Genomic DNA, 19,235 nt, shown 5'->3' on the forward strand with positions numbered 1-19,235 from the left:
GCTGGTGTGCTCCTCGGGCTACTGCTCACGGTAGAGATGTCGCTTGTCGATGTACTGGACGACGCCGTCCGGCACCAGATACCAGACCGGCATACCGCGCGAACGTCGCATTCGGCAGTCGGACGACGAGATGGCCAGCGCCGGAACCTCGACCAGGGAGACCGATCCCTCGGGAAGGCCCGTGTCGTCGAGAGGGTACCCGGGCCGGGTGACACCGATGAAGTGCGCGAGCTCGAACATCTCCTGGTGATCCTTCCAGCTCAGGATCTGCTGGAGCGCGTCCGCGCCGGTGATGAAGAACAGCTCGGCGTCCGGATACTGGCGGTTGAGGTCGTGCAGCGTGTCGATCGTGTAGGTCGGACCAGGCCGGTCGATGTCGACGCGGCTGACGCTGAAGCGGGGGTTGGACGCCGTCGCGATGACGGTCATCAAATAGCGGTCCTCGGCGGGCGAGACCTTCTTCTCGGCCTTCTGCCAGGGCTGGCCGGTCGGCACGAAGACTACCTCGTCGAGACCGAACAGCGAGGCGACCTCGGACGCGGCCGAAAGGTGGCCGTTGTGCACCGGATCGAAGGTGCCGCCCATGATCCCGAGGCGGGTCATGCGGCGGACTGCAGTGAAGCGATCATCGACGAACGACTCTACCCGGCCGGGGGCGGGATCGTCCCATAACCAGATCCCCGTACGCCGCAACCGAGTCGCCGTGACCGGTTCGTGGCCGGTTCGTGAACTAGGCGCCGGGCAGCATGTCGTGCACGAAGTCGGCCAGCTGCTGCGCCGTCCGGCACTCCTTCATCTCGATGACCTCGGCATATCGATTGGCGACCGAGTCACCGCTGCCCCACATGCGCTGCGCCTCGGGGTTGAGCCAGTAGGCGTGGCGGGCGCGGGAGACCATCTGCTTCAGGGTGCTCAGCGCCGGATCACGGTAGTTGCTGCGTGCATCGCCCAGGATGAGCAGGCTGGTCTTGGGGCCGATGGCCTCGGGCCACTTCTCCTCGAACACCTCGAAGGAGTGCCCGTAGTCGGAGTGCCCGTCAAACCACACCAGGTTGGCCTCACTGCCGATGCGCTGCACGGCGGTCGGCAGATCCTCGCCCGGGGTGAAGAACGAGGTGACCTCGTCGGTGGTGTCGACGAAGGCGAACGCACGCACCTTGCTGAACTGCTCGCGCAACGCCGCAGTGAGCATCAGGGTGAAGTGCGAGAAGCCCGCCACCGATCCGGAGACGTCGCAGAGAACGACGAGCTCGGGCTTGTGCTGCTTGCGCGGCTTGTGGTGGGTGTTGATCGGGATGCCGCCGGTGGCCAGCGAGGAGCGGACCGTCCGGCGGAAGTCCAGCCGCCCGCTGCGCCCCAGCCGGCGGCGAGCCGACAGCCGGCTCGCTAGTCGGCGCGCCAGTGGGTGCACCGTACGGCGCAGCTCGGCGAGATCGTCGCTCTGCGCGCGCAGGAAGTCCACCTGGTCGGCCATCGGACGGATCGTCGTCTTGGCCACCTGCTCCTTGCCGCGGTCCTCGGCGACCCGGCGGCGAACCTCGGCATCGACATACCGGCGGAACTCGGCGAGCCGGTCGCGGATCGTCTGGCGGGCGACCTGCTCCTGCATGCCGCCACGCTCGGACTCGGCCTTGTTGAGCAGGCCGTCGAGCAACTGCGCGACGAGGGTGTCGGGGCTGAGGGCCCGCATCACGCGATAGGAGTAGTAGGACTCGCGGCCTCCGCCGGCCGCGCCCTTGCCGAGCTGGGCGACCGCGTTGCGGGCCAGCCGCTTGAGGGTCTCCGAGTCGCCATCCATCAGCGCCTTGGCCAGGGCCTCGCGCCAGGCGTCGATGTCGGGTTGACCGTCACCGGCCGCCTCCGCATCGGCCTCGGAGTCCGGATCGCCCTCGCCGTCCGGACTGCCCTTGCCGATGGCCACGCCCTCGCCGGTGGCCAACGGCCACCACAGGTCGAACATGGTGTCGAAGGCCAGCCGATATGCGGGGCGCTTGACGCAGACCGCGGCCAGGCCTTCGCGCAGGTCTTCGCGCTCGAGAACGTCCACGGCTGCGAGCACGGACGCGGTGTCGACGCACTCGCCCACTCCCACGGGGATCCCGGCCTCGCGCAACGCACCGACGAAGCCCGTGAGGTGCGCGAGCAGACCCTTGGTCTCGACCGTGGCAGTCATATCAGTTCAGCCTTAGCTCTCCGGCGGCCTTGACCGCGTCGCTGGCGTGCTTGAGGACGACTCCGAGCGTCTCCTTGACGGCGTTCTCATCGAGGGTATTGATGCCCAGCGCCAGCAGGGTCTGGGCCCAGTCGATGGTCTCGGCGATCGAGGGCGACTTCTTCAGCTCCATCGCGCGCAGCGCGCGGGCGGTCCGGACGATCTGGTCCGCCAGCGCCGGAGCGATGTCCGGGACGCGGCTAATGATGATGTCGCGCTCGCGCTCGGGGCCGGGGTAGTCCAGGTGCAGGTAGAGCGCGCGGCGCTTCAGCGCCTCGGACAGCTCGCGGGTCGCGTTCGAGGTCAGCAGCACGAAGGGGCGGCGCCTGGCGTGGATGGTACCCATCTCGGGGATCGTGACCTGGAAGTCCGAGAGGATCTCCAGCAGCAGGCCCTCGACCTCGACGTCCGACTTGTCGATCTCGTCGATCAGCAGCACGGTGGGCTCGTCGCGGCGAATCGCGGTCAGCAGCGGACGCTCCAGCAGGAACTCCTCGCTGAAGATGTCGTCGCTGGCGTCGTCCCAGGTCTCGCCGCTGGCCTGCGCGGCCGCGGTGCCCTGCTGGATGCGCAGCAGCTGCTTCTTGTAGTTCCACTCGTAGAGGGCACGGGCCTCGTCCAGACCCTCGTAGCACTGCAGGCGGACGATCTCGGACCTGGTCGCGGCCGCGATCGCCTTCGCGAGCTCGGTCTTGCCGACGCCAGCCGGGCCCTCGACCAGCAGCGGCTTGCCGAGCCGGTCGGCCAAGAACACCGTCGTGGCGGTCGCGCGGTCAGCGAGATAGCCGGCCTGTCCGAGACGGATCAGGACGTCGTCCACACCACCGAACTGGGGGCGGTGCTGGGCTTCGACGGGGGCACTCGCGGACTGTTCTGCGCTCAACGCAAACCACCTCTATAGAACTTGACGTTGGTATCAACGATACCGAATCCGATTCGGGCTCCGGAGTGCCGTGGCTCACGTCCGTCGCAGATCCGGTCAGCTGGCGGGGCGGGTCTGGCCTTCACCCTGGACGACGTACGTCGTGGTGGTGAGCTCGGGCAGCGCCATCGGCCCGCGCGCGTGCAGCTTCTGGGTGCTGATGCCGATCTCGGCGCCGAAGCCGAACTCACCACCGTCGGTGAACGCGGTCGAAGCGTTGACCATGACCGCGGCGGCATCCACCCGCATGGTGAACGAGCGGGCGGCATCCAGCGAGGAGGTCACGATCGCCTCGGTGTGGCCGCTGGAGTGCTTGCGGATATGCGCGACCGCATCGTCCAGCGAGTCCACAACGCCGACCGCGAGGTCGAGCGAGAGGTACTCGGTATCCCAGTCCTCGTCGGTGACGGGGACGACGTCCTCGCCCAGCCTCTGACGGGTGCGCTCGTCCCCGTGCAGCGTTACCTCGGCCTCGCCGAGGACCTTGGCCGCGCGGGGCAGGAACTCGTCGGCGACGTCCTTGTGCACCAGCAGCGTCTCCGCGGCGTTGCACACCGACGGGCGCCGGGCCTTGGAGTTCAGCACGATCTTCTCGGCCATGTCGAGGTCCGCGGTGGCGTCGACGTACACGTGTACGTTGCCCACGCCGGTCTCGATCACCGGCACGGTCGAGTCGGTGACGACCCGCTGGATCAGGCCGGCGCCGCCCCGCGGGATCACCACGTCGACCAGCCCGCGCGCGTGCAGCAGGGCATCCACGGTCGCCCGGTCATCAGCAGGGACGCCCTGGATGGCGTCGGCCGGCACGCCGTTGGCCGCGGCCGCGGTCCGCAGCACCTCGACGATCGCCTCGTTGGACTCGCTCGCGGACGACGACCCGCGCAGCAGCGCCGCGTTGCCGGACTTCAGGCACAGCCCGGCGGCGTCAGCGGTGACATTGGGGCGGCCCTCGTAGATCATCCCGACCACGCCCATGGGGACCCGGATCTGCTGTACCCGCACGCCGTTGGGCATGGTGTACCCGCGCACGACCTCCCCCACCGGGTCGGGTAGTGAGGCGACATTGCGCAGCTGGTCGGCGATGTCGCTGACGCGGCGCTCGGTCAGGGCCAGGCGGTCGATCATCGCCTCGCTGGTACCGCCGGCCCGAGCCCGGTCTACGTCACGGGCGTTGGCTTCAAGGATCGTCGATGCATGGGCGACGAGCGCATCGGCCATCGCGCGCAGCGCCTTGTCCTTCGTCGATCGCGGCAGCAGGGACAGCTCCGCGGCGGCCTCGCGGGCGCGGGTCGCTAGCTCACGAACGATCTCGGTGGCGTCTGTCATTTGCTGCTTTCCTTACAGGACGGCGATGTCGTCTCGGTGCATGACCTCGCGCTGATGATCGGCGTCGAGGTCGTGGGTCTGCTTCCCGATGAGATCGGGAAGCTCTTCTGAAGAGTAGGCCACCAGCCCGCGGGCGATCGCCAGACCGTCGGGACCGACGAGCTCGACCGCGTCCCCCACCTCGAAGTTGCCGACCGAGCCGGTGATGCCGGCCGGCAGCAGCGACTTGCGTCGTCCGGCGACTGCGCGTACCGCGCCCTCGTCGAGCACGATCTGGCCGCGTGGCTCGCTGGCCCAGCGCAGCCAGAACAGCCGTTGGGAGGGTCGCTTGCCGCGGGACGGTACGAAGGTGCCGACGCTCTGCCCGGCGACAGCCTCTCGCGCGTTCTCGATCGAGGTGATGATGACCGCGACACCTGCGCCGGAGGCGATCCGGGCGCTGTCGAGCTTGGTGGTCATGCCGCCGGTGCCGACTCCCCCGGTAACGGGTCCTGAGGTGTCGACCGACCGGAGGCCGGCCTCGTCCTCGATCACCGGGATCAGGTTCGCCGGGCCCTTGGCCGGGTTCGCGTCGTACACCCCGTCGACGTCCGACAGCAGCACCATGCCCTGCGCGCTCACGAGGTGAGCGGTGAGCGCGGCGAGCCGGTCGTTGTCACCGAAGCGGATCTCGTCGGTCACCACGACGTCGTTCTCGTTGACGATCGGCACGACACCCAGCCGCAGCAGCCGTTCGAGCGAGCGCTGCGCGTTGCGGTAGTGGGTACGGCGCTGCAGGTCGTCGGAGGTCAGCAGCACCTGGCCCACCTGCAGGCCGTGCCGGGCGAACGCGGTGGCATAGGCCTCGGCGAGCAGCAGCTGGCCGACGCTGGCCGCCGCCTGCTGGGTCGCGAGGTCACGCGGACGACGGCGCAGCCGCAGCGGCTCGAGACCGGCGGCGATGGCGCCGGAGGACACCAGCACCACCTCGCGGCCGTCCTGTACGGCCTCGGCGATGACGTCGGCGACGAACCCGATCCGGTCGGCGTCCAGCCCGGTGCCGCCGTTCTGAGCGGGCTTGGTCAGCGACGACGAGCCCACCTTGACGACGACCCGCTTGGCGTCACCGAGCACCGCGTGCGGACTAGTCATCGTCGTCCCCAATCTGGTACCCGTCTGACTCCTTCAGCTCGTAGGGCACTCGGCGGGCCCGCTTGGCCGCGCGGCGCTCCTCGGCCGAGGTGCGTTCCCGTCCCTCGGCAGCCTCGATCCGGGGATCGGTGCCGCGGTGCCCGAAGGCCACCACGCCCATCTCCCCGGCGACGGACTCGGCCGTGGGCTCCCAGCCGAAGGTGATGCCGGCGATGGTGACATCGCAGCCCGGCAGGGCGCCCTGGCGGGCGAGCTCGGCCTCGACGCCGAGGCGGGCCAGGCGGTCGGCGAGGAAGCCGACCGCCTCGTCGTTGGTGAAGTCGGTCTGCCGGATCCACCGCACCGGCTTGCCGCCCTCGACGATGAACCCGCCCACGCTTTCCGGGTCGGGGCGGACGACGAACTCGTCCTCGCCGATCGCCTTGGGCCGGATCACGATCCGCGGGCTCTCGTCGGCGGGGTGCTCGGCGCGGTGTGCCTCGACGGCAGCGCCGAGCGCGAACTTCAGGGCATCGAGGCCCTCGTGGGTGACGGCGGAGATCGGGTAGACGTCGAACCCGCGTTCGCGCAGCTCGGGCGTGACGAACTCGGCGAGCTCGCGGGCGTCGGGGACGTCGATCTTGGTCAGCGCGACGATCGTGGCGCGTGCGGCGAGGTCGCCGTACTCGTCGAGCTCCTTCACGAGGGCGTCGATGTCGCTGATCGGGTCGCGGCCCGGCTCGAGGGTCGCGCAGTCGACGACGTGCACCAGCACCGAGGTGCGCTCGACGTGCCGCAGGAACTCCAGCCCTAGTCCCTTGCCCTGCGCGGCACCCGGGATCAGGCCGGGGACGTCGGCGACGGTGTAGACATACTGGCCGGCCTGGACGACCCCGAGGTTGGGCACCAGAGTGGTGAACGGGTAGTCGGCGATCTTCGGTCGCGCGGCCGAGATCACCGAGATCAGCGACGACTTGCCGGCCGAGGGGAAGCCCACCAGCCCGACGTCTGCGACCGACTTCAGTTCGAGGACGACGGTCGCCTCCTCGCCGGGCTCGCCGAGCAGCGCGAAACCGGGAGCCTTGCGCCGGGCGGTGGCCAGCGCGGCGTTGCCGAGACCGCCGCGTCCGCCGGGAGCGACCGTGTACTCGCTGCCGGGTACGGCGAGATCGGCGAGGACCTCGCCGTCGCGGGTGGTCACGACGGTGCCGGGCGGGACCCGTAAGGTCAGCCCGTCGCCGTTCGCGCCGTTGCGGTGGCTGCCCATGCCGGGTTTGCCGTTGGCTGCCTTCTGGTGTGGACGGTGATGGAAGTCCAGGAGGGTGTGCACGTTCCCGTCGGCCACGACTCGCACGTCGCCACCGTGGCCGCCGTTGCCACCGTCCGGCCCGCCGAGCGGCTTGAACTTCTCCCGGTGCACCGAGACGCAGCCGTGACCGCCGTTGCCGCCCGTGACGTGCAGGACGGCGCGGTCGATGAAGTCCGCCATGGTGTGCTCCCCACCGGAGAAAGGATCGAGGGGCGAGGGACCGACTGGTCCTCTCGCCCCTCGACTGAAGATTCGTGCAGTCGCGCGGGTCTAGCCGGCCGCGGTCTGCGCCTCGATGATGCTGACCTGCTTCTTGCCGCGGCGGGTGCCGAACTCGACAGCGCCCGCGGTGAGGGCGAAGAGGGTGTCGTCGCCACCGCGACCGACGTTCGCGCCCGGGTGGAAGTGGGTGCCGCGCTGGCGAACGATGATCTCGCCGGCCTTGACGACCTGGCCGCCGAACCGCTTCACGCCGAGGCGCTGAGCGTTGGAGTCGCGACCGTTTCGGGACGAGGATGCGCCCTTCTTATGTGCCATGACTAGTACCTACTTCCCGCTCGTGATGCCGGTGACCTTGACGACCGTCAGCGGCTGACGGTGGCCCTGGCGCTTCTTGTAGCCGGTCTTGTTCTTGTACTTCAGGATGCGGACTTTTGGACCCTTGACCTGGTCGACGATCTCGGCGTCGACCTGGACCTTGCCCAGCGCGTCCGCGTCGGCAGTGACGTCGCCGCCGTCCACGAGCAGCACGGCAGGCAGCGAGACCGACGCGCCCGGCTCGCCCTCGAGCTTTTCGACCTCGAACACGTCGCCCTCGGCGACGCGGTACTGCTTGCCGCCAGTCTTGACTACGGCGTACACGGCAACTCCCTGGTTTACGTATCTTTCCTGGGCACGCAGCGTGCAGCCGCGCGCGGATGGTGCAAGTCTTGGTTCGCGCACTCCTCACAAGGCGCGACGAGCAAGTCTATCGCATCGACCCCGATCGCGGTCAATCGGAGCCGACGCTGACCTCGCTCACACTTTCGACTCGTCGGTGGAGGGCGTGGGCGGTCCGGCGGGACGGCGAGCGGCACGCCTGCGGCGCGCGGTCGGCCGCCGTTCGGCGCTGTCCTGCTCGCCCTGCCCCTGGTCCCCGAGCCGCTCGCCGTCACCGGCCGGCTCCGGGCTGGGGGCACCGGTCTCGGCCGCGGCGTCCGCCACCGGCTGCGCTGGCGACCCGGGAGCGGCCGTCTCCCCGTCGCCGTCCTCGTCGTGCTTCTTGCTGGCCGCGGCGATGGCGCTGAGCTGCACGGTGGAGTCGCGCTTGGGCTCTGTGGCCTGCTTGGCGTTGTCGTCGCGCCCGGAGCCACCGCGGCGCGAACGCCCGCGGCGGTTCTGCGGCTCGCTCTGGGGCGAGGCGGTCTTCTTCTCCACCGGCTCGGCATGCACCGTCAGGCCGCGTCCCTCGCAGTGCGGGCACGGCTCGCTGAAGGCGTCGAGCAGCCCCTGCCCCACGCGCTTGCGGGTCATCTGCACCAGGCCCAGCGAGGTCACCTCGGCGACCTGGTGCTTGGTCCGGTCGCGGCCGAGGCACTCGGTGAGCCGACGCAGCACGAGCTCGCGGTTGCTCTCCAGGAGCATGTCGATGAAGTCGATCACGACGATCCCGCCGACGTCGCGCAGCCGCAGCTGCCGGACGATCTCCTCGGCCGCCTCCAGGTTGTTCTTGGTGACGGTCTGCTCGAGGTTGCCGCCGCTGCCGGTGAACTTGCCGGTGTTGACGTCGATGACGGTCATCGCCTCGGTGTGGTCGATGACCAGCGAGCCTCCCGACGGCAGCCACACCTTGCGATCCAGCGCCTTGGTGAGCTGCTCGTCGATGCGGTTGGCGGCGAACACGTCGACGTCGTCCTCGTGGCGCTGGATGCGCTCGACCAGGTCCGGAGCGACGTGCTGCATATACCCGGAGATGGTGTCCCAGGCGTCCGCACCGGAGATCACCATCTCGGAGAAGTCCTCGTTGAACAGGTCGCGGACGACGCGGATCGCCAGGTCGGGCTCCTCATAGAGCACCGAGGGCGCCTTGGTCTTGGTGTCGGCGACCTGCTGCTCGATGACCTCCCACTGCGCCTTCAGGCGTTCGACGTCGCGGGTCAGCTCCTCCTCGCTGGCACCCTCCGCAGCGGTCCGGATGATCACCCCCGCGTCGTCGGGGACGATCTTGCGGAGGATGTCCTTCAGCCGCTGCCGTTCCCCCTCGGGGAGCTTGCGGCTGATGCCGGTCATCGAGCCACCGGGCACGTACACCAGGTAGCGGCCGGGCAGCGAGATCTGGCTGGTCAGTCGCGCGCCCTTGTGCCCGATCGGGTCCTTGGTGACCTGCACCAGCACCTTGTCACCGGACTTCAGGGCCTGCTCGATGTTGCGCTGCTTGCCCTCCAGGCCTGCGGCATCCCAGTTGACCTCGCCGGCGTACAGGACCGCGTTGCGGCGCTTGCCGATGTCGACGAAGGCCGCCTCCATGCTGGGCAGCACGTTCTGCACGCGGCCGTAGTAGACCCCGCCCGCGAACGATTGCTCGCTGGCGAGCGTCACGTAGTGCTCGACCAGGACGTCGTCCTCGAGGACGGCGATCTGGGTGCGCTCGCCCTGCTGACGGACGACCATGCGGCGGGTGACCGACTCGCGGCGGGCGAGGAACTCGGCCTCGGTGAGGATCGGTGCGCGTCGACGGCCGGCGTCGCGTCCTTCCTTGCGGCGCTGACGCTTGGCCTCCAGCCGGACCGAGCCGGTGACCCCCTTGACCTTGTCGTTCGAGCTGGGCGAGCCGTTGCCGTTGGAGTCAGAGTCGTCGTCGCCGCCACGTCGGCGACGCCGCCGGCGACGGCGGGAGGTGGACTCCCCCTCCTCATCGGAGTCGTCGTCCTTGCCGGAGTCGGCACCCCGGTCGTCGGTCTTGTCGTCGGCGCCCTTCTTGGGCTGGTCCGGCTGGTCGCCCGAGCCGTTCGCGCCCTTCTTCTCGGCACCGGGCTCGTCATCGGAACCGGTGTCTGCGGCTGTGTCGTCGCCGGACTTCCTACCCCGTCCGCGGCGTCCGCGCCGGCGGCGACGTGAGCCGGACTCGCCCTCGTCGTCCGAATCGTCGCCGTCGGTGTCGGTCTCCGGGTCGTCCGGGGAGGGCTCCTCCTCGCCGGCCTGCTCACGACGGGCCGGGGCCGCCGGCACGGTCACATCCTCCGGCGCCACGAACACCGCGAAGGGGTTGAAGGCCGCCGGGGCGGCCAGCTCGATCTCGGCACCGGTGGAGTCGACGTGCGACAGAGCGGGCGCCAGCGACGGGAGCGAGCCCTGCTCGCCCTTGGGCGCCTGGGTGGAGTCGCCCGGCACCTGCTCGGCCGCCTGCTCGGCGGGCAGCTCCTCGGCGGGCGGGTCCTCGGACGACGCCAGGCCCGCCGGTGGCTGGCCCGTCGGCGGCTGGTCTGCCCGGGTCTGCTCGAACGCAGCGTGCTCGGCGTCCTCGACGACCGGCGCCAGGGCGCCGGGCACGTCCTCGGTCGCGGACTGGTCGGGCGAGACCTCGGGCACTGTCGTGGCCGGCACTGCCGTCTCGGGCTTGCCGGCCCGGCGGCGGGCAGCCCGCTTCCTCGGCTTCTCGGCCGGCTCCTCCGCGGCATCAACGGGCGGCGAGGACGGCGTAGCCGGCGCCTCGATGCTCACCGGATCGACGCTCACCGGCTGCGGCTCGCGCAGCGACGTGGCCGGTGAGCTGCTGCGGCGCCGGGTGCGCTTCGCGGGTGCCGGAGCCTCAGGTGCGGGCTGCTCGTGCTGGGCGTTGGGTTCAGCGGCTGTGCCGTCGGTCTCGTCTTCGCGCATGCGGGCGAAACTCCTCACGGCCCGCGCGTGCTGCGCCTGCAGTGCAGGCGCCGGCATGCCCGGGCATGTCATGCGGTCTGGACCTCTGGCCGTCCAGGTCAGACCGCGAAAGTCTGGTAGGGCGTCGCCGTGGCACAGACCGGCGTCCGGTAGGACGCGCAGTTGCTAGCTCGCCGGCGACGAGGCGATGGCGGGGCTGTCGACCGCGAGTGGGTCCAGCAGCCGGCCGGTGTCGTCGAGGGATCCTTGCGCCAGCCTTAGCGCCTGCGGCAGCTGCGGTGGCACGAGTCCTGCGACGTCACGCAACGCGGCGTACACGTCATCTGGCCGTACGACGGGAATCGACTGTCGCACGATTGCGGTCATTATGGCACACCCTGGCGCGCCGCCGACCTCGGCATGAGCGAACGCACTACCCACATCGACCTGCTTACGGCCGTTCTGGGTCAGGCGCTCCACCACCGCCGACTCGCCGGTCACCAGCATCTCGGCGGCCTCGCGCAGCAGGCTCTGGTCCATACCCGGGAAGGTGAACCTCCACCGAGAGGCATCCACGCGGTCCGCCAAGGACTTGGCGCTCGCGGGGACAACCTCGACGATGTCGAGGTCAGGCGGCAGCGCGGCGTCCAGGCGTGAGCTGACGTCGGTGGGATCCAGCTCCGCGGCGAGCCCGATCTCGAGGTACTCCGCCTCGCTGGCCACCCCCGTCGGAGCGGCACCTACCCACGAGATCTTCGGGTGCGGCGTGAAGCCGGCCGAGAACGCGATCGGGAGCCCGGCCCGGCGTACCGCCCGCTCGAACACGCGGGTGTAGTCGCGGTGCGACATGAACCGCAGCCGGCCGGTCTTGGTGTAGCGGATCCACAGCCGCTGCACCACCGGAGGCGGTGGCGGCCCCTCGGGAGCGCGTTGCTTGCGCTTGCGCGGCCCGCTCACTGCCTCGCTCCGTCCGGCTGGGGCACGCCGGTGTTGACCGGCGTCAGCGGGAGCAGCTTCCTGCCCGTCGGCCCGATCTGGATGTCGGTGCCCATGCCTGGGCACACGCCACAGTCGTAGCACGGGATCCAGCGGCAGTCGTCGAGCTCGGTCTCGTCGAGCGCATCGAGCCAGTCGTCCCACAGCCACTGCTTGTCCAGACCGGAGTCCAGGTGATCCCACGGGAGGACCTCGTCCTCCCCGCGCTCACGGGTGGTGTACCAGGCGAGGTCGATGCCGTACGGCGCGAGCGCCTCGGTGGCGGCGTCCACCCACCGCTCGTGGGAGAAGTGCTCGCTCCAGCCGTCGAAGCGGCCGCCGGACTCCCACACCTTCCGGATGACGGCGCCGACGCGGCGATCACCGCGCGAGAGCAGCCCCTCGACCTCCGACGGCTTGCCGTCGTGGTAGCGGAAGCCGATCGAGCGGCCCAGGTCCTTGTCGCCGGTGATGGCTGCCTTGAGCTTGGCCAGGCGCTCGTCGATGGTCTGGGCGCTGGCCTGCGCGGCCCACTGGAAGGGGGTGTGCGGCTTGGGCACGAACCCGCCGATGGAGACCGTGCAGCGGATGTCCTTGCGCCCCGCTGCCTCGCGCCCGGCCCGGATGACCTCCTTGGCCATCTCGGCGATCTCCAGGACGTCCTCGTCGGTCTCGGTGGGCAGTCCGCACATGAAGTACAGCTTCACCTGCCGCCACCCGTTGGCGTACGCCGTGGTGACGGTGCGGATCAGGTCCTCCTTGCTGACCATCTTGTTGATGACCTTGCGGATCCGCTCGCTGCCGCCTTCGGGGGCGAAGGTCAGCCCGGAGCGTCGCCCGTTGCGCGACAGCTCGTTGGCCAGGTCGATGTTGAAGGCATCGACGCGCGTCGACGGCAGCGACAGAGACGTCTTGGAGTCCTCGTAGCGGTCGGCCAGCCCCTTGGTGATGTCGGCGATCTCGGAGTGATCAGCGCTGGACAGGCTCAGCAGGCCGACCTCCTCGAACCCGGTGGCCTGCAGGCCGCGCTCCACCATCTCACCGATCCCGGTAATCGAGCGCTCGCGCACCGGTCTGGTGATCATGCCGGCCTGGCAGAACCTGCAGCCGCGCGTGCAGCCGCGAAAGATCTCTACCGACATCCGCTCGTGCACCGACTCGGCCAGCGGCACCAGCGGCTTCTTGGGATAGGGCCATTGGTCAAGGTCCATCGTCGTCCGCTTGGGCACGACCGCCGGGACGCCGTCGCGGTTGGGCCGCACCTCGGCGATCTGGTGGTTGGCGCCGTACTCGACGTCGTACAGGCTGGGCACGTAGACACCCGGAACCTGGGCCAGTCGCAGCAGCAGCTCGGCCCGCTCGCGCGAGCCCTCGGCCTTCCACTGCTTGATGACGTCGGTGATCTCGCCGACCACCTGTTCGCCGTCACCCAGGGCGGCGGCGTCGATGAACTCGGCGATCGGCTCGGGGTTGAAGGCGGCGTGCCCTCCGGCGAGCACGATCGGGTGATCGGCCGTGCGGTCGGCGGCGGCGATCGGGATTTGCGCGAGGTCGAGGGCCTCCAGCAGGTTCGTGTAGCCCAGCTCGGTGGCGAACGAGACCCCGAGGACGTCGAAGTCGCGCACCGGATGGTGCCCGTCGACGGTGAACTGCGGGAGCTCGTGCTTGCGCATGAGCTCGGCGAGATCGGGCCACACGGCGTAGGTGCGCTCGGCGAGGGTGTCCTGGCGCTCGTTGAGCACCTCGTAGAGGATCATCAGCCCCTGGTTCGGGACGCCGACCTCGTACGCGTCGGGATACATCAACGCCCAGTGAACGTCGACGGAGTCCCACTCCTTCACGGTGGAGTTCAGCTCGCCTCCGACGTACTGGATCGGCTTTTGCACCTGGGCCAGTAACGGCTCCAGGTCGGAGAAGACAGAGTGTGAGGTCATAACCCGTCCAGGGTAGCCCGATAGCCTCGAGGACAACCGATGTTCAAGGAGGCATCCCGTGGGCGAGCAACCGGTACTGCTGGAGGTGCGCGACCGGGTCGCGACCATCACGATGAACCGTCCCGAGGCCCGCAATGCGCTCAGCCGCGAGCTGCTGGAGCTACTACCGCGGCTCATGCAGCAGGCCGAGGACGACGACGCCGTCGACGTGCTGGTGCTGACCGGGACCGACCCCGCCTTCACAGCCGGACTGGACCTCAAGCAGGTCAGCGAGGGCGTGCTGATCGACACCGACAGCGAGGCCGGCGTCCGCAAGCCGTTCCCCGAGCTGACCAAGCCGCTGATCGGCGCGGTCAACGGCGTCGCGGTGACCGGGGGCTTCGAGCTGGCGCTGTGCTGCGACCTGCTCATCGCCTCCGAGAACGCGCGGTTCGCCGACACCCACGCCCGCGTCGGCGTCCAACCCGGATGGGGGTTGACGGTGCTGCTGCCGCAGGCCATCGGGGTACGCCGGGCCCGCGAGCTGAGCCTCTCGGGCCGCTTCCTCGACGCGGCCACGGCGTACGACTGGGGACTGGTCAACCGGGTGGTCCCCCACGCCGAGCTGATGCCGACCACGTACGCGCTCGCGGCGTCCATCGTCGACAACGACCAGGCCGGCGTACGCCGCATCCTGCGCACCTATGCGGAGAACACCGCCGAGCAGGCGGCCTGGGAGAATGAGGCCGCGGCCGGCTGGCAGTGGAAGCACGACCAGTTCTCCCCGGAGAAGGTCGCCGAGCGCCGGGCGGGCATCCAGGCCAGGGGCCGCGCCCAGACGTCCGGCTGAGCGCAGCAGGCCCGCAGAATTCAACGCGGCGATGAAAAGGCGTGATCCCCCGCCGTTAGGGTGCTGTGGGCACGCGAGCGCGAGGAGACGGCACGGATGACGAACCCGACAGGGCCGACGGGACCCACCGGACCAACAGGACCGACCGGACCAGGGCATCAGGGTCCTGACGGGCCCGGGTCGGACCAGTCGTGGCCCCAGCCCGCCGGTCACCAGGGGTGGCCTCCGGTCCCGCCCAGCAACGATCAGACGTGGCCTGCTGGACCGAGCACCGGGAGCCATCAGACGTGGGGCGGGCCGCCTACCGGCGGGTTTGCCGGCCCGCCGACCTCCGCCCCCGCTGGCCCGCCGACCGGGCCGACCACCGGTGCGTACGGCACGGCCCCGCAGCCGGACTACGACCAGCGTCCGTACGCCGGTCAGCCGTGGGCCCAACCGAGCGGTGCGCAGCCCGCGCAGCCGAAGAAGGGATCCGGGGCGTGGAAGTGGCTGGTGCCGCTCGCTGCCCTCGTCGTGGCGGCGCTCGTCATCACCTTCCTGGTGGTCGGCGGCGACCCAGGCGTCAAGGACGGCGACCGCGCGATCACGAACGCCAAGGAGTTCGCCGAGTCGCAGACCCAGGCCTGGGAGGAAGGACTGCCCGAGAAGGGCCTTGCGAAGGCAGACGGCGCCCAGTGCTTCTATCTCGCCGACGAGGCCTCGGAGGAGGTCACCAAGCAGCTCGCCTGCGGTCCGGTACGTCGTCCGCTGACCAGTGACAAGCAGGTCTGGGACACCTATGCCTACACGGTGACGCCCGGCTCGAAGGACGACGAGGCGACGGCCGAGGCCCCGGACGAGGAGCCGCAGCGTGCGCAGGAGCTACCGGGCTCGACGATCCTGGTCAACGGCGACGGTGAGCAGGTCGAGATCGACGGCGCCGGGCTGAAGGAGCCCGACATCCCGACCGCGGACGAGAACACGATATGGAAGGCCGGCAGCTTCTCGGTCGAGGAGGACGACAAGGGCGCCGCGCTCCCGACGTCCGGCCAGGCCAACGTCGCCGGGCTCGGCACCCAGTTCGCCCTGGACTCGATCGTCGAGGTCGAGGCGGCGACGATCGACGCCTCGATCACCCAACCTGCCGAGGGCCAGAAGCTCTACCTGCTCACCCTCAGCGGCACCACCGCCGCCAACGGCTTCAGCGGCGAGAACACGCTCAGCCTGAACGTGGGCGACCAGACCGAGGCGATCGACGATCCCAGCAAGGCGCCGGTGTCGCTGCTGGTGTCCGCCCCGGACGGCGGACCGCTGAACCTGGTGGTGGACAGCGAGGGCAAGAACCAGACCCTGAACCTGATCACCGGCGAGCGGACCGGCGACCCGGGCACCGAGTGGCTCTACACGGATGGTCAGCCCAAGACACACGATCCGGGCGTCTCGTTCACCCTGCCCCGCGCGTCCCAGTCCAACGGCGTGTACTTCGACCTGACGATCAAGGTCGACAGCGTGAGCGTCTCGGGCTACCGCAACGGGGAGGGCTGGGCCGCCGACGGGCAGCAGTTCATCGAGATGGCCATCTCGTCGTCCGGAGTCACGAACTCGACGACGACCGTCTACTACGAGCTGGACTGCGCGTCGTCCACCATCAACGAGGGCACCGTGAGCTGTCAGGCGGGCGCTCTGGGTACCGCGACCATCATGGGGACGGCGGCCGCGGGCGGCCAGGTGACGCTGAACTTCGCCGGCCAGCTGCTCACCTCGGACCAGCAGTACACCGTCAGCAACGGCTATCCAGTGCCGTTCCAGACCACATCGGCCACCGTCGCGCTGCCCGCGTAGGACCGACGGACGACGCCCACGGGCCCCACGCGCTCAGTCCGTGCCGCTCTCCATGGCGGCGCGGTCGAGCAGCTCGTCGTCCGCGGTGCGCGGCTCGCCGATGCCCCGGATCGACTCCGACCCGCCGTGCTCGAGCTCGCCGACGAGCTGCGACTCGCTGCCGAGCTGGCCGCGGCCGGCGTAGAACTCGAGCTTGGAGCGCGAGTCGGCGATGTCGAGGTTGCGCATCGTGAGCTGCCCGATGCGGTCGGTCGGGCCGAACGCGGCGTTCTCGACGCGCTCCATCGACAGCTTGTCGGGGTGATAGCTGAAGTGCTCCCCCTGCGTGTCGAGGATCGCGTAGTCCTCACCGCGGCGCAGCCGCAGGGTGACCGAGCCGGTGATCGCCGAACCGACCCAGCGCTGCAGACCCTCGCGCAGCATGAGGGACTGCGGGTCGAGCCAGCGGCCCTCGTACAGCAGCCGGCCCAGGCGGCGGCCCTGCTCGTGGTAGGTGGCGACCGTGTCCTCGTTGTGGATGGCGTTCACCAGCCGCTCGTACGCGGCGAACAGCAACGCCATGCCCGGCGCCTCGTAGATCCCGCGGCTCTTGGCCTCGATGATCCGGTTCTCGATCTGGTCGCTCATGCCGAGCCCGTGGCGCCCGCCGATCGCGTTGGCCTCCATGACGAGCTCGACCGGGGTGTCGAACTCCCGGCCGTCGATCGCCACCGGGCGACCCTCGGCGAAGGTGATCGTGACGTCCTCCGGCTCGATCTCGACCGCGGGGTCCCAGTGCGCGACGCCCATGATCGGCTGGACGAGCTCGATCGACTGATCGAGGTGCTCCAGGAGCTTGGCCTCGTGGGTGGCGCCCCAGATGTTGGCGTCGGTGGAGTAGGCCTTCTCGACCGAATCGCGGTACGGCAGGTCGCGGGCGGTGAGCCACTGCGACATCTCGGTTCGGCCACCGAGCTCGCGCACGAAGTCGGCGTCCAGCCACGGCTTGTAGATGCGCAGCTGAGGGTTGGCGAGCAGACCGTAGCGGTAGAAACGCTCGATGTCGTTGCCCTTGAAGGTCGACCCGTCGCCCCAGATGTTGACGTCGTCCGCATGCATCGCGCGGACCAGCAGCGTGCCGGTGACGGCGCGGCCCAGCGGCGTGGTGTTGAAGTAGGTGCGGCCGGCGGACCGGATGTGGAAGGCGCCGCAGGTGATCGCGACCAGCCCCTCCTCCACCAACTGCTCGCGGCAGTCGACGAGACGGGCCAGCTCGGCGCCGTACTGCTCTGCCCGGCCGGGGACCTGGTCGATCTCGGGCTCGTCGTACTGGCCGAGGTTCGCGGTATAGGTGCACGGAACGGCACCCTTCTCGCGCATCCAGGCCACGGCCACCGACGTGTCGAGGCCGCCGGAGAAGGCGATCCCGACCCGCTCACCTACAGGGATGCTCGTCAATACTTTGGACACGCATCGAGACTCTAGTCTCCGGCCGTGGGTGACCCGCAACGCAGTCGGCTCAGGACTCCCGGTATCCGCGGTAGCCCACACGGGAGAGCACCACCGAGCCGAACGCGGACAGCGCGAGTACGCCGAAGGCGATCGGGACGCCGTCCAGCAGCCCGTGCCGGAAGACATCGGGCAGGACGGCGCTGCCTCCGGCGTAGACCGCGCTCTTGCCGTCGGCGGGCAGCAACAGCGAGACGGCGGCGAGCGCGAGAGCGTTTCCGGTGATGATCCCGCCGCCCTGCACCATGACCCGCAGCGAGCCGACGACGCCGAGCTTCTCGCGCGGGGTCGCGCGGGTGACCGCGGATGAGTTGGCCGTCTGCACCATGCCGCCGCCGGCGCCAGTGAGCAGACCGCCCGCGACCACCGCCCAGTACCAGGTCGGCCACCAGATCATCATCGAGCACAGCAGGACGCCGGCGACCACGATGAATGCGCCGGCCTTGCTGACCCATGCGCTGCCCCGCCGGATCTCCAAGGTGCCGGCGATCGGCGAGGCGATGAGCGTGCCGACCGCCACCGGCAGCACCAGGAAGCTGGCTCGGGTGGCCGACATCCCGTATCCCGACTGGTAGATCAGCGCGACGACGATGACGATGCCAAAACGAGCGACGTGGCTGAAGAAGGTCGCGAAGGTGGTGCCGACGAACAGGCGGTCGCCGAACAGCGACAGCTCCACCATCGGGTTCCGGGCGCGCTTCTCCCGCCAGATGAACAGCGGCACCAGCACCGCGAGAGATCCGATAGCCGCGCCGATCACCAGCGGATCCAGGCCACTCGAGCTGATCGAGGTCAGCATGGCCACGGTCGTGGTGGCCATGGCGATGAACAGCAGCGCGCCGCTGACGTCGAACGACCGCGCCTCGTGGACGGCGTCCCGGACGAGGAAGCGCCAGGAGGCGAGCAGGATGATCACGCAGAGCGGCAGGTTCATCCAGAACAGCCACCGCCAGCCGACCGTGTCGGCGAAGATGCCGCCGACGACCGGCCCCATCAGCTGCGCGGCCGAGTTGCAGGCGTAGTAGATGCCCATCGCCTGACCGATGCGCTCGCGCGGGACTGCGATGGCGATCAGGGCGGTCGTGGTCGCGAACACCATCGCTGCCCCCACGCCGGTGACGGCGCGCCCGGCGATGAGCATTCCGCCGTTCGTGGCGATGCCGCTGAGGATCGACCCCAGCGCGAAGGTGACGATCCCGATCAGGAACATCGCCCGGCGCGAGGTGAGATCGGCCAGTCGGCCGAAGGCGACCATCAGCGCATTGCTGGCCAGCAGGTTCGCCAGCAGGATCCAGCTGGACTGGGCGGCGGTCGCGTCGATGTCGGCCGAGATGGCCGGCAGCGCAATGCTGACGATCGAGATGCTCAGGCCGCCCATGAACATCGCCGCACAGCAGATCGCCACCACGTTCCGGGCCCGAACCCGTGACGTGGTGGCGATCTGCGATGCTCCCGCGGCGCTGCTCATGCAGCGA

General features: G+C 69.8%; 15 protein-coding genes. 2 read left to right on the forward strand and 13 right to left on the reverse strand.

Features of this window, described 5'->3' with window-relative positions; translation table 11 throughout:
* Nucleotides 1–18: 18 nt before the first annotated feature.
* The 11 genes from nadD to DAA40_RS03650 form a co-directional block, all read right to left on the reverse strand.
* Complete coding sequence (gene nadD / locus DAA40_RS03600) at nt 19–603, reverse strand: nicotinate-nucleotide adenylyltransferase (RefSeq protein ID WP_106848325.1); 585 nt, start codon at nt 601–603, stop codon at nt 19–21.
* Between the two features lie 127 nt (nt 604–730).
* Nucleotides 731–2,173 carry a VWA domain-containing protein gene (locus tag DAA40_RS03605; RefSeq protein ID WP_106848326.1) on the reverse strand — a complete coding sequence of 481 codons (1,443 nt, stop codon included), beginning with the start codon at nt 2,171–2,173 and terminating at the stop codon, nt 731–733.
* A 1-nt stretch (nt 2,174) separates the two neighbouring features.
* Nucleotides 2,175–3,095: a MoxR family ATPase gene (locus DAA40_RS03610; protein WP_234356224.1), complete on the reverse strand. Its 921-nt coding sequence runs from the start codon at nt 3,093–3,095 to the stop codon at nt 2,175–2,177.
* A gap of 96 nt (nt 3,096–3,191) precedes the next feature.
* A complete protein-coding gene (locus DAA40_RS03615) occupies nt 3,192–4,460 on the reverse strand; it encodes a glutamate-5-semialdehyde dehydrogenase (protein WP_106848328.1) in 1,269 nt (422 codons plus the stop codon).
* Nucleotides 4,461–4,472: 12 nt separating this feature from the next.
* A complete protein-coding gene (proB, locus tag DAA40_RS03620; RefSeq protein WP_106848329.1) occupies nt 4,473–5,591 on the reverse strand; it encodes a glutamate 5-kinase in 1,119 nt (372 codons plus the stop codon).
* Nucleotides 5,584–7,059, reverse strand: a complete 1,476-nt coding sequence (gene obgE / locus DAA40_RS03625) for a GTPase ObgE (protein WP_106848330.1) — start codon at nt 7,057–7,059, stop codon at nt 5,584–5,586. Before obgE ends, proB begins: the two co-directional genes overlap by 8 nt.
* 90 nt (nt 7,060–7,149) lie before the next feature.
* Nucleotides 7,150–7,416: a 50S ribosomal protein L27 gene (gene rpmA / locus DAA40_RS03630; RefSeq protein ID WP_106848331.1), complete on the reverse strand. Its 267-nt coding sequence runs from the start codon at nt 7,414–7,416 to the stop codon at nt 7,150–7,152.
* 9 nt (nt 7,417–7,425) lie between these two features.
* Nucleotides 7,426–7,740: a 50S ribosomal protein L21 gene (gene rplU / locus DAA40_RS03635; RefSeq protein WP_106848332.1), complete on the reverse strand. Its 315-nt coding sequence runs from the start codon at nt 7,738–7,740 to the stop codon at nt 7,426–7,428.
* A 156-nt stretch (nt 7,741–7,896) separates the two neighbouring features.
* Nucleotides 7,897–10,734 (reverse strand): Rne/Rng family ribonuclease, encoded by a 2,838-nt coding sequence (locus DAA40_RS03640; RefSeq protein ID WP_106848333.1) that lies wholly within the window; start codon nt 10,732–10,734, stop codon nt 7,897–7,899.
* A 165-nt stretch (nt 10,735–10,899) separates the two neighbouring features.
* Entirely contained in the window at nt 10,900–11,670 is a 771-nt protein-coding gene (locus DAA40_RS03645; protein ID WP_234356225.1) for a TIGR03936 family radical SAM-associated protein, read from the reverse strand.
* On the reverse strand, nt 11,667–13,622 hold the full coding sequence (locus DAA40_RS03650) for a TIGR03960 family B12-binding radical SAM protein (protein ID WP_106848334.1): 1,956 nt from the start codon (nt 13,620–13,622) through the stop codon (nt 11,667–11,669). Before DAA40_RS03650 ends, DAA40_RS03645 begins: the two co-directional genes overlap by 4 nt.
* A 58-nt stretch (nt 13,623–13,680) precedes the next feature.
* Here DAA40_RS03650 and DAA40_RS03655 point away from each other — a divergent pair, with 58 nt between their 5' ends.
* Together DAA40_RS03655 and DAA40_RS03660 are read left to right on the forward strand one after the other, a co-directional pair.
* Nucleotides 13,681–14,451: an enoyl-CoA hydratase gene (locus DAA40_RS03655; RefSeq protein ID WP_106848335.1), complete on the forward strand. Its 771-nt coding sequence runs from the start codon at nt 13,681–13,683 to the stop codon at nt 14,449–14,451.
* A gap of 492 nt (nt 14,452–14,943) precedes the next feature.
* Complete coding sequence (locus DAA40_RS03660) at nt 14,944–16,272, forward strand: hypothetical protein (RefSeq protein WP_158716212.1); 1,329 nt, start codon at nt 14,944–14,946, stop codon at nt 16,270–16,272.
* A 33-nt stretch (nt 16,273–16,305) separates the two neighbouring features.
* Here the strand turns inward: DAA40_RS03660 and argG are convergent, their stop codons facing one another.
* Nucleotides 16,306–17,721 carry an argininosuccinate synthase gene (gene argG / locus DAA40_RS03665; protein ID WP_106848337.1) on the reverse strand — a complete coding sequence of 472 codons (1,416 nt, stop codon included), beginning with the start codon at nt 17,719–17,721 and terminating at the stop codon, nt 16,306–16,308.
* 49 nt (nt 17,722–17,770) lie between these two features.
* Entirely contained in the window at nt 17,771–19,228 is a 1,458-nt protein-coding gene (locus tag DAA40_RS03670; RefSeq protein ID WP_106848338.1) for an MFS transporter, read from the reverse strand.
* Between the last annotated feature and the right edge of the window lie 7 nt (nt 19,229–19,235).

It is taken from the genome of Blastococcus sp. Marseille-P5729 (assembly GCF_900292035.1).
GTDB lineage: Bacteria > Actinomycetota > Actinomycetes > Mycobacteriales > Antricoccaceae > Cumulibacter.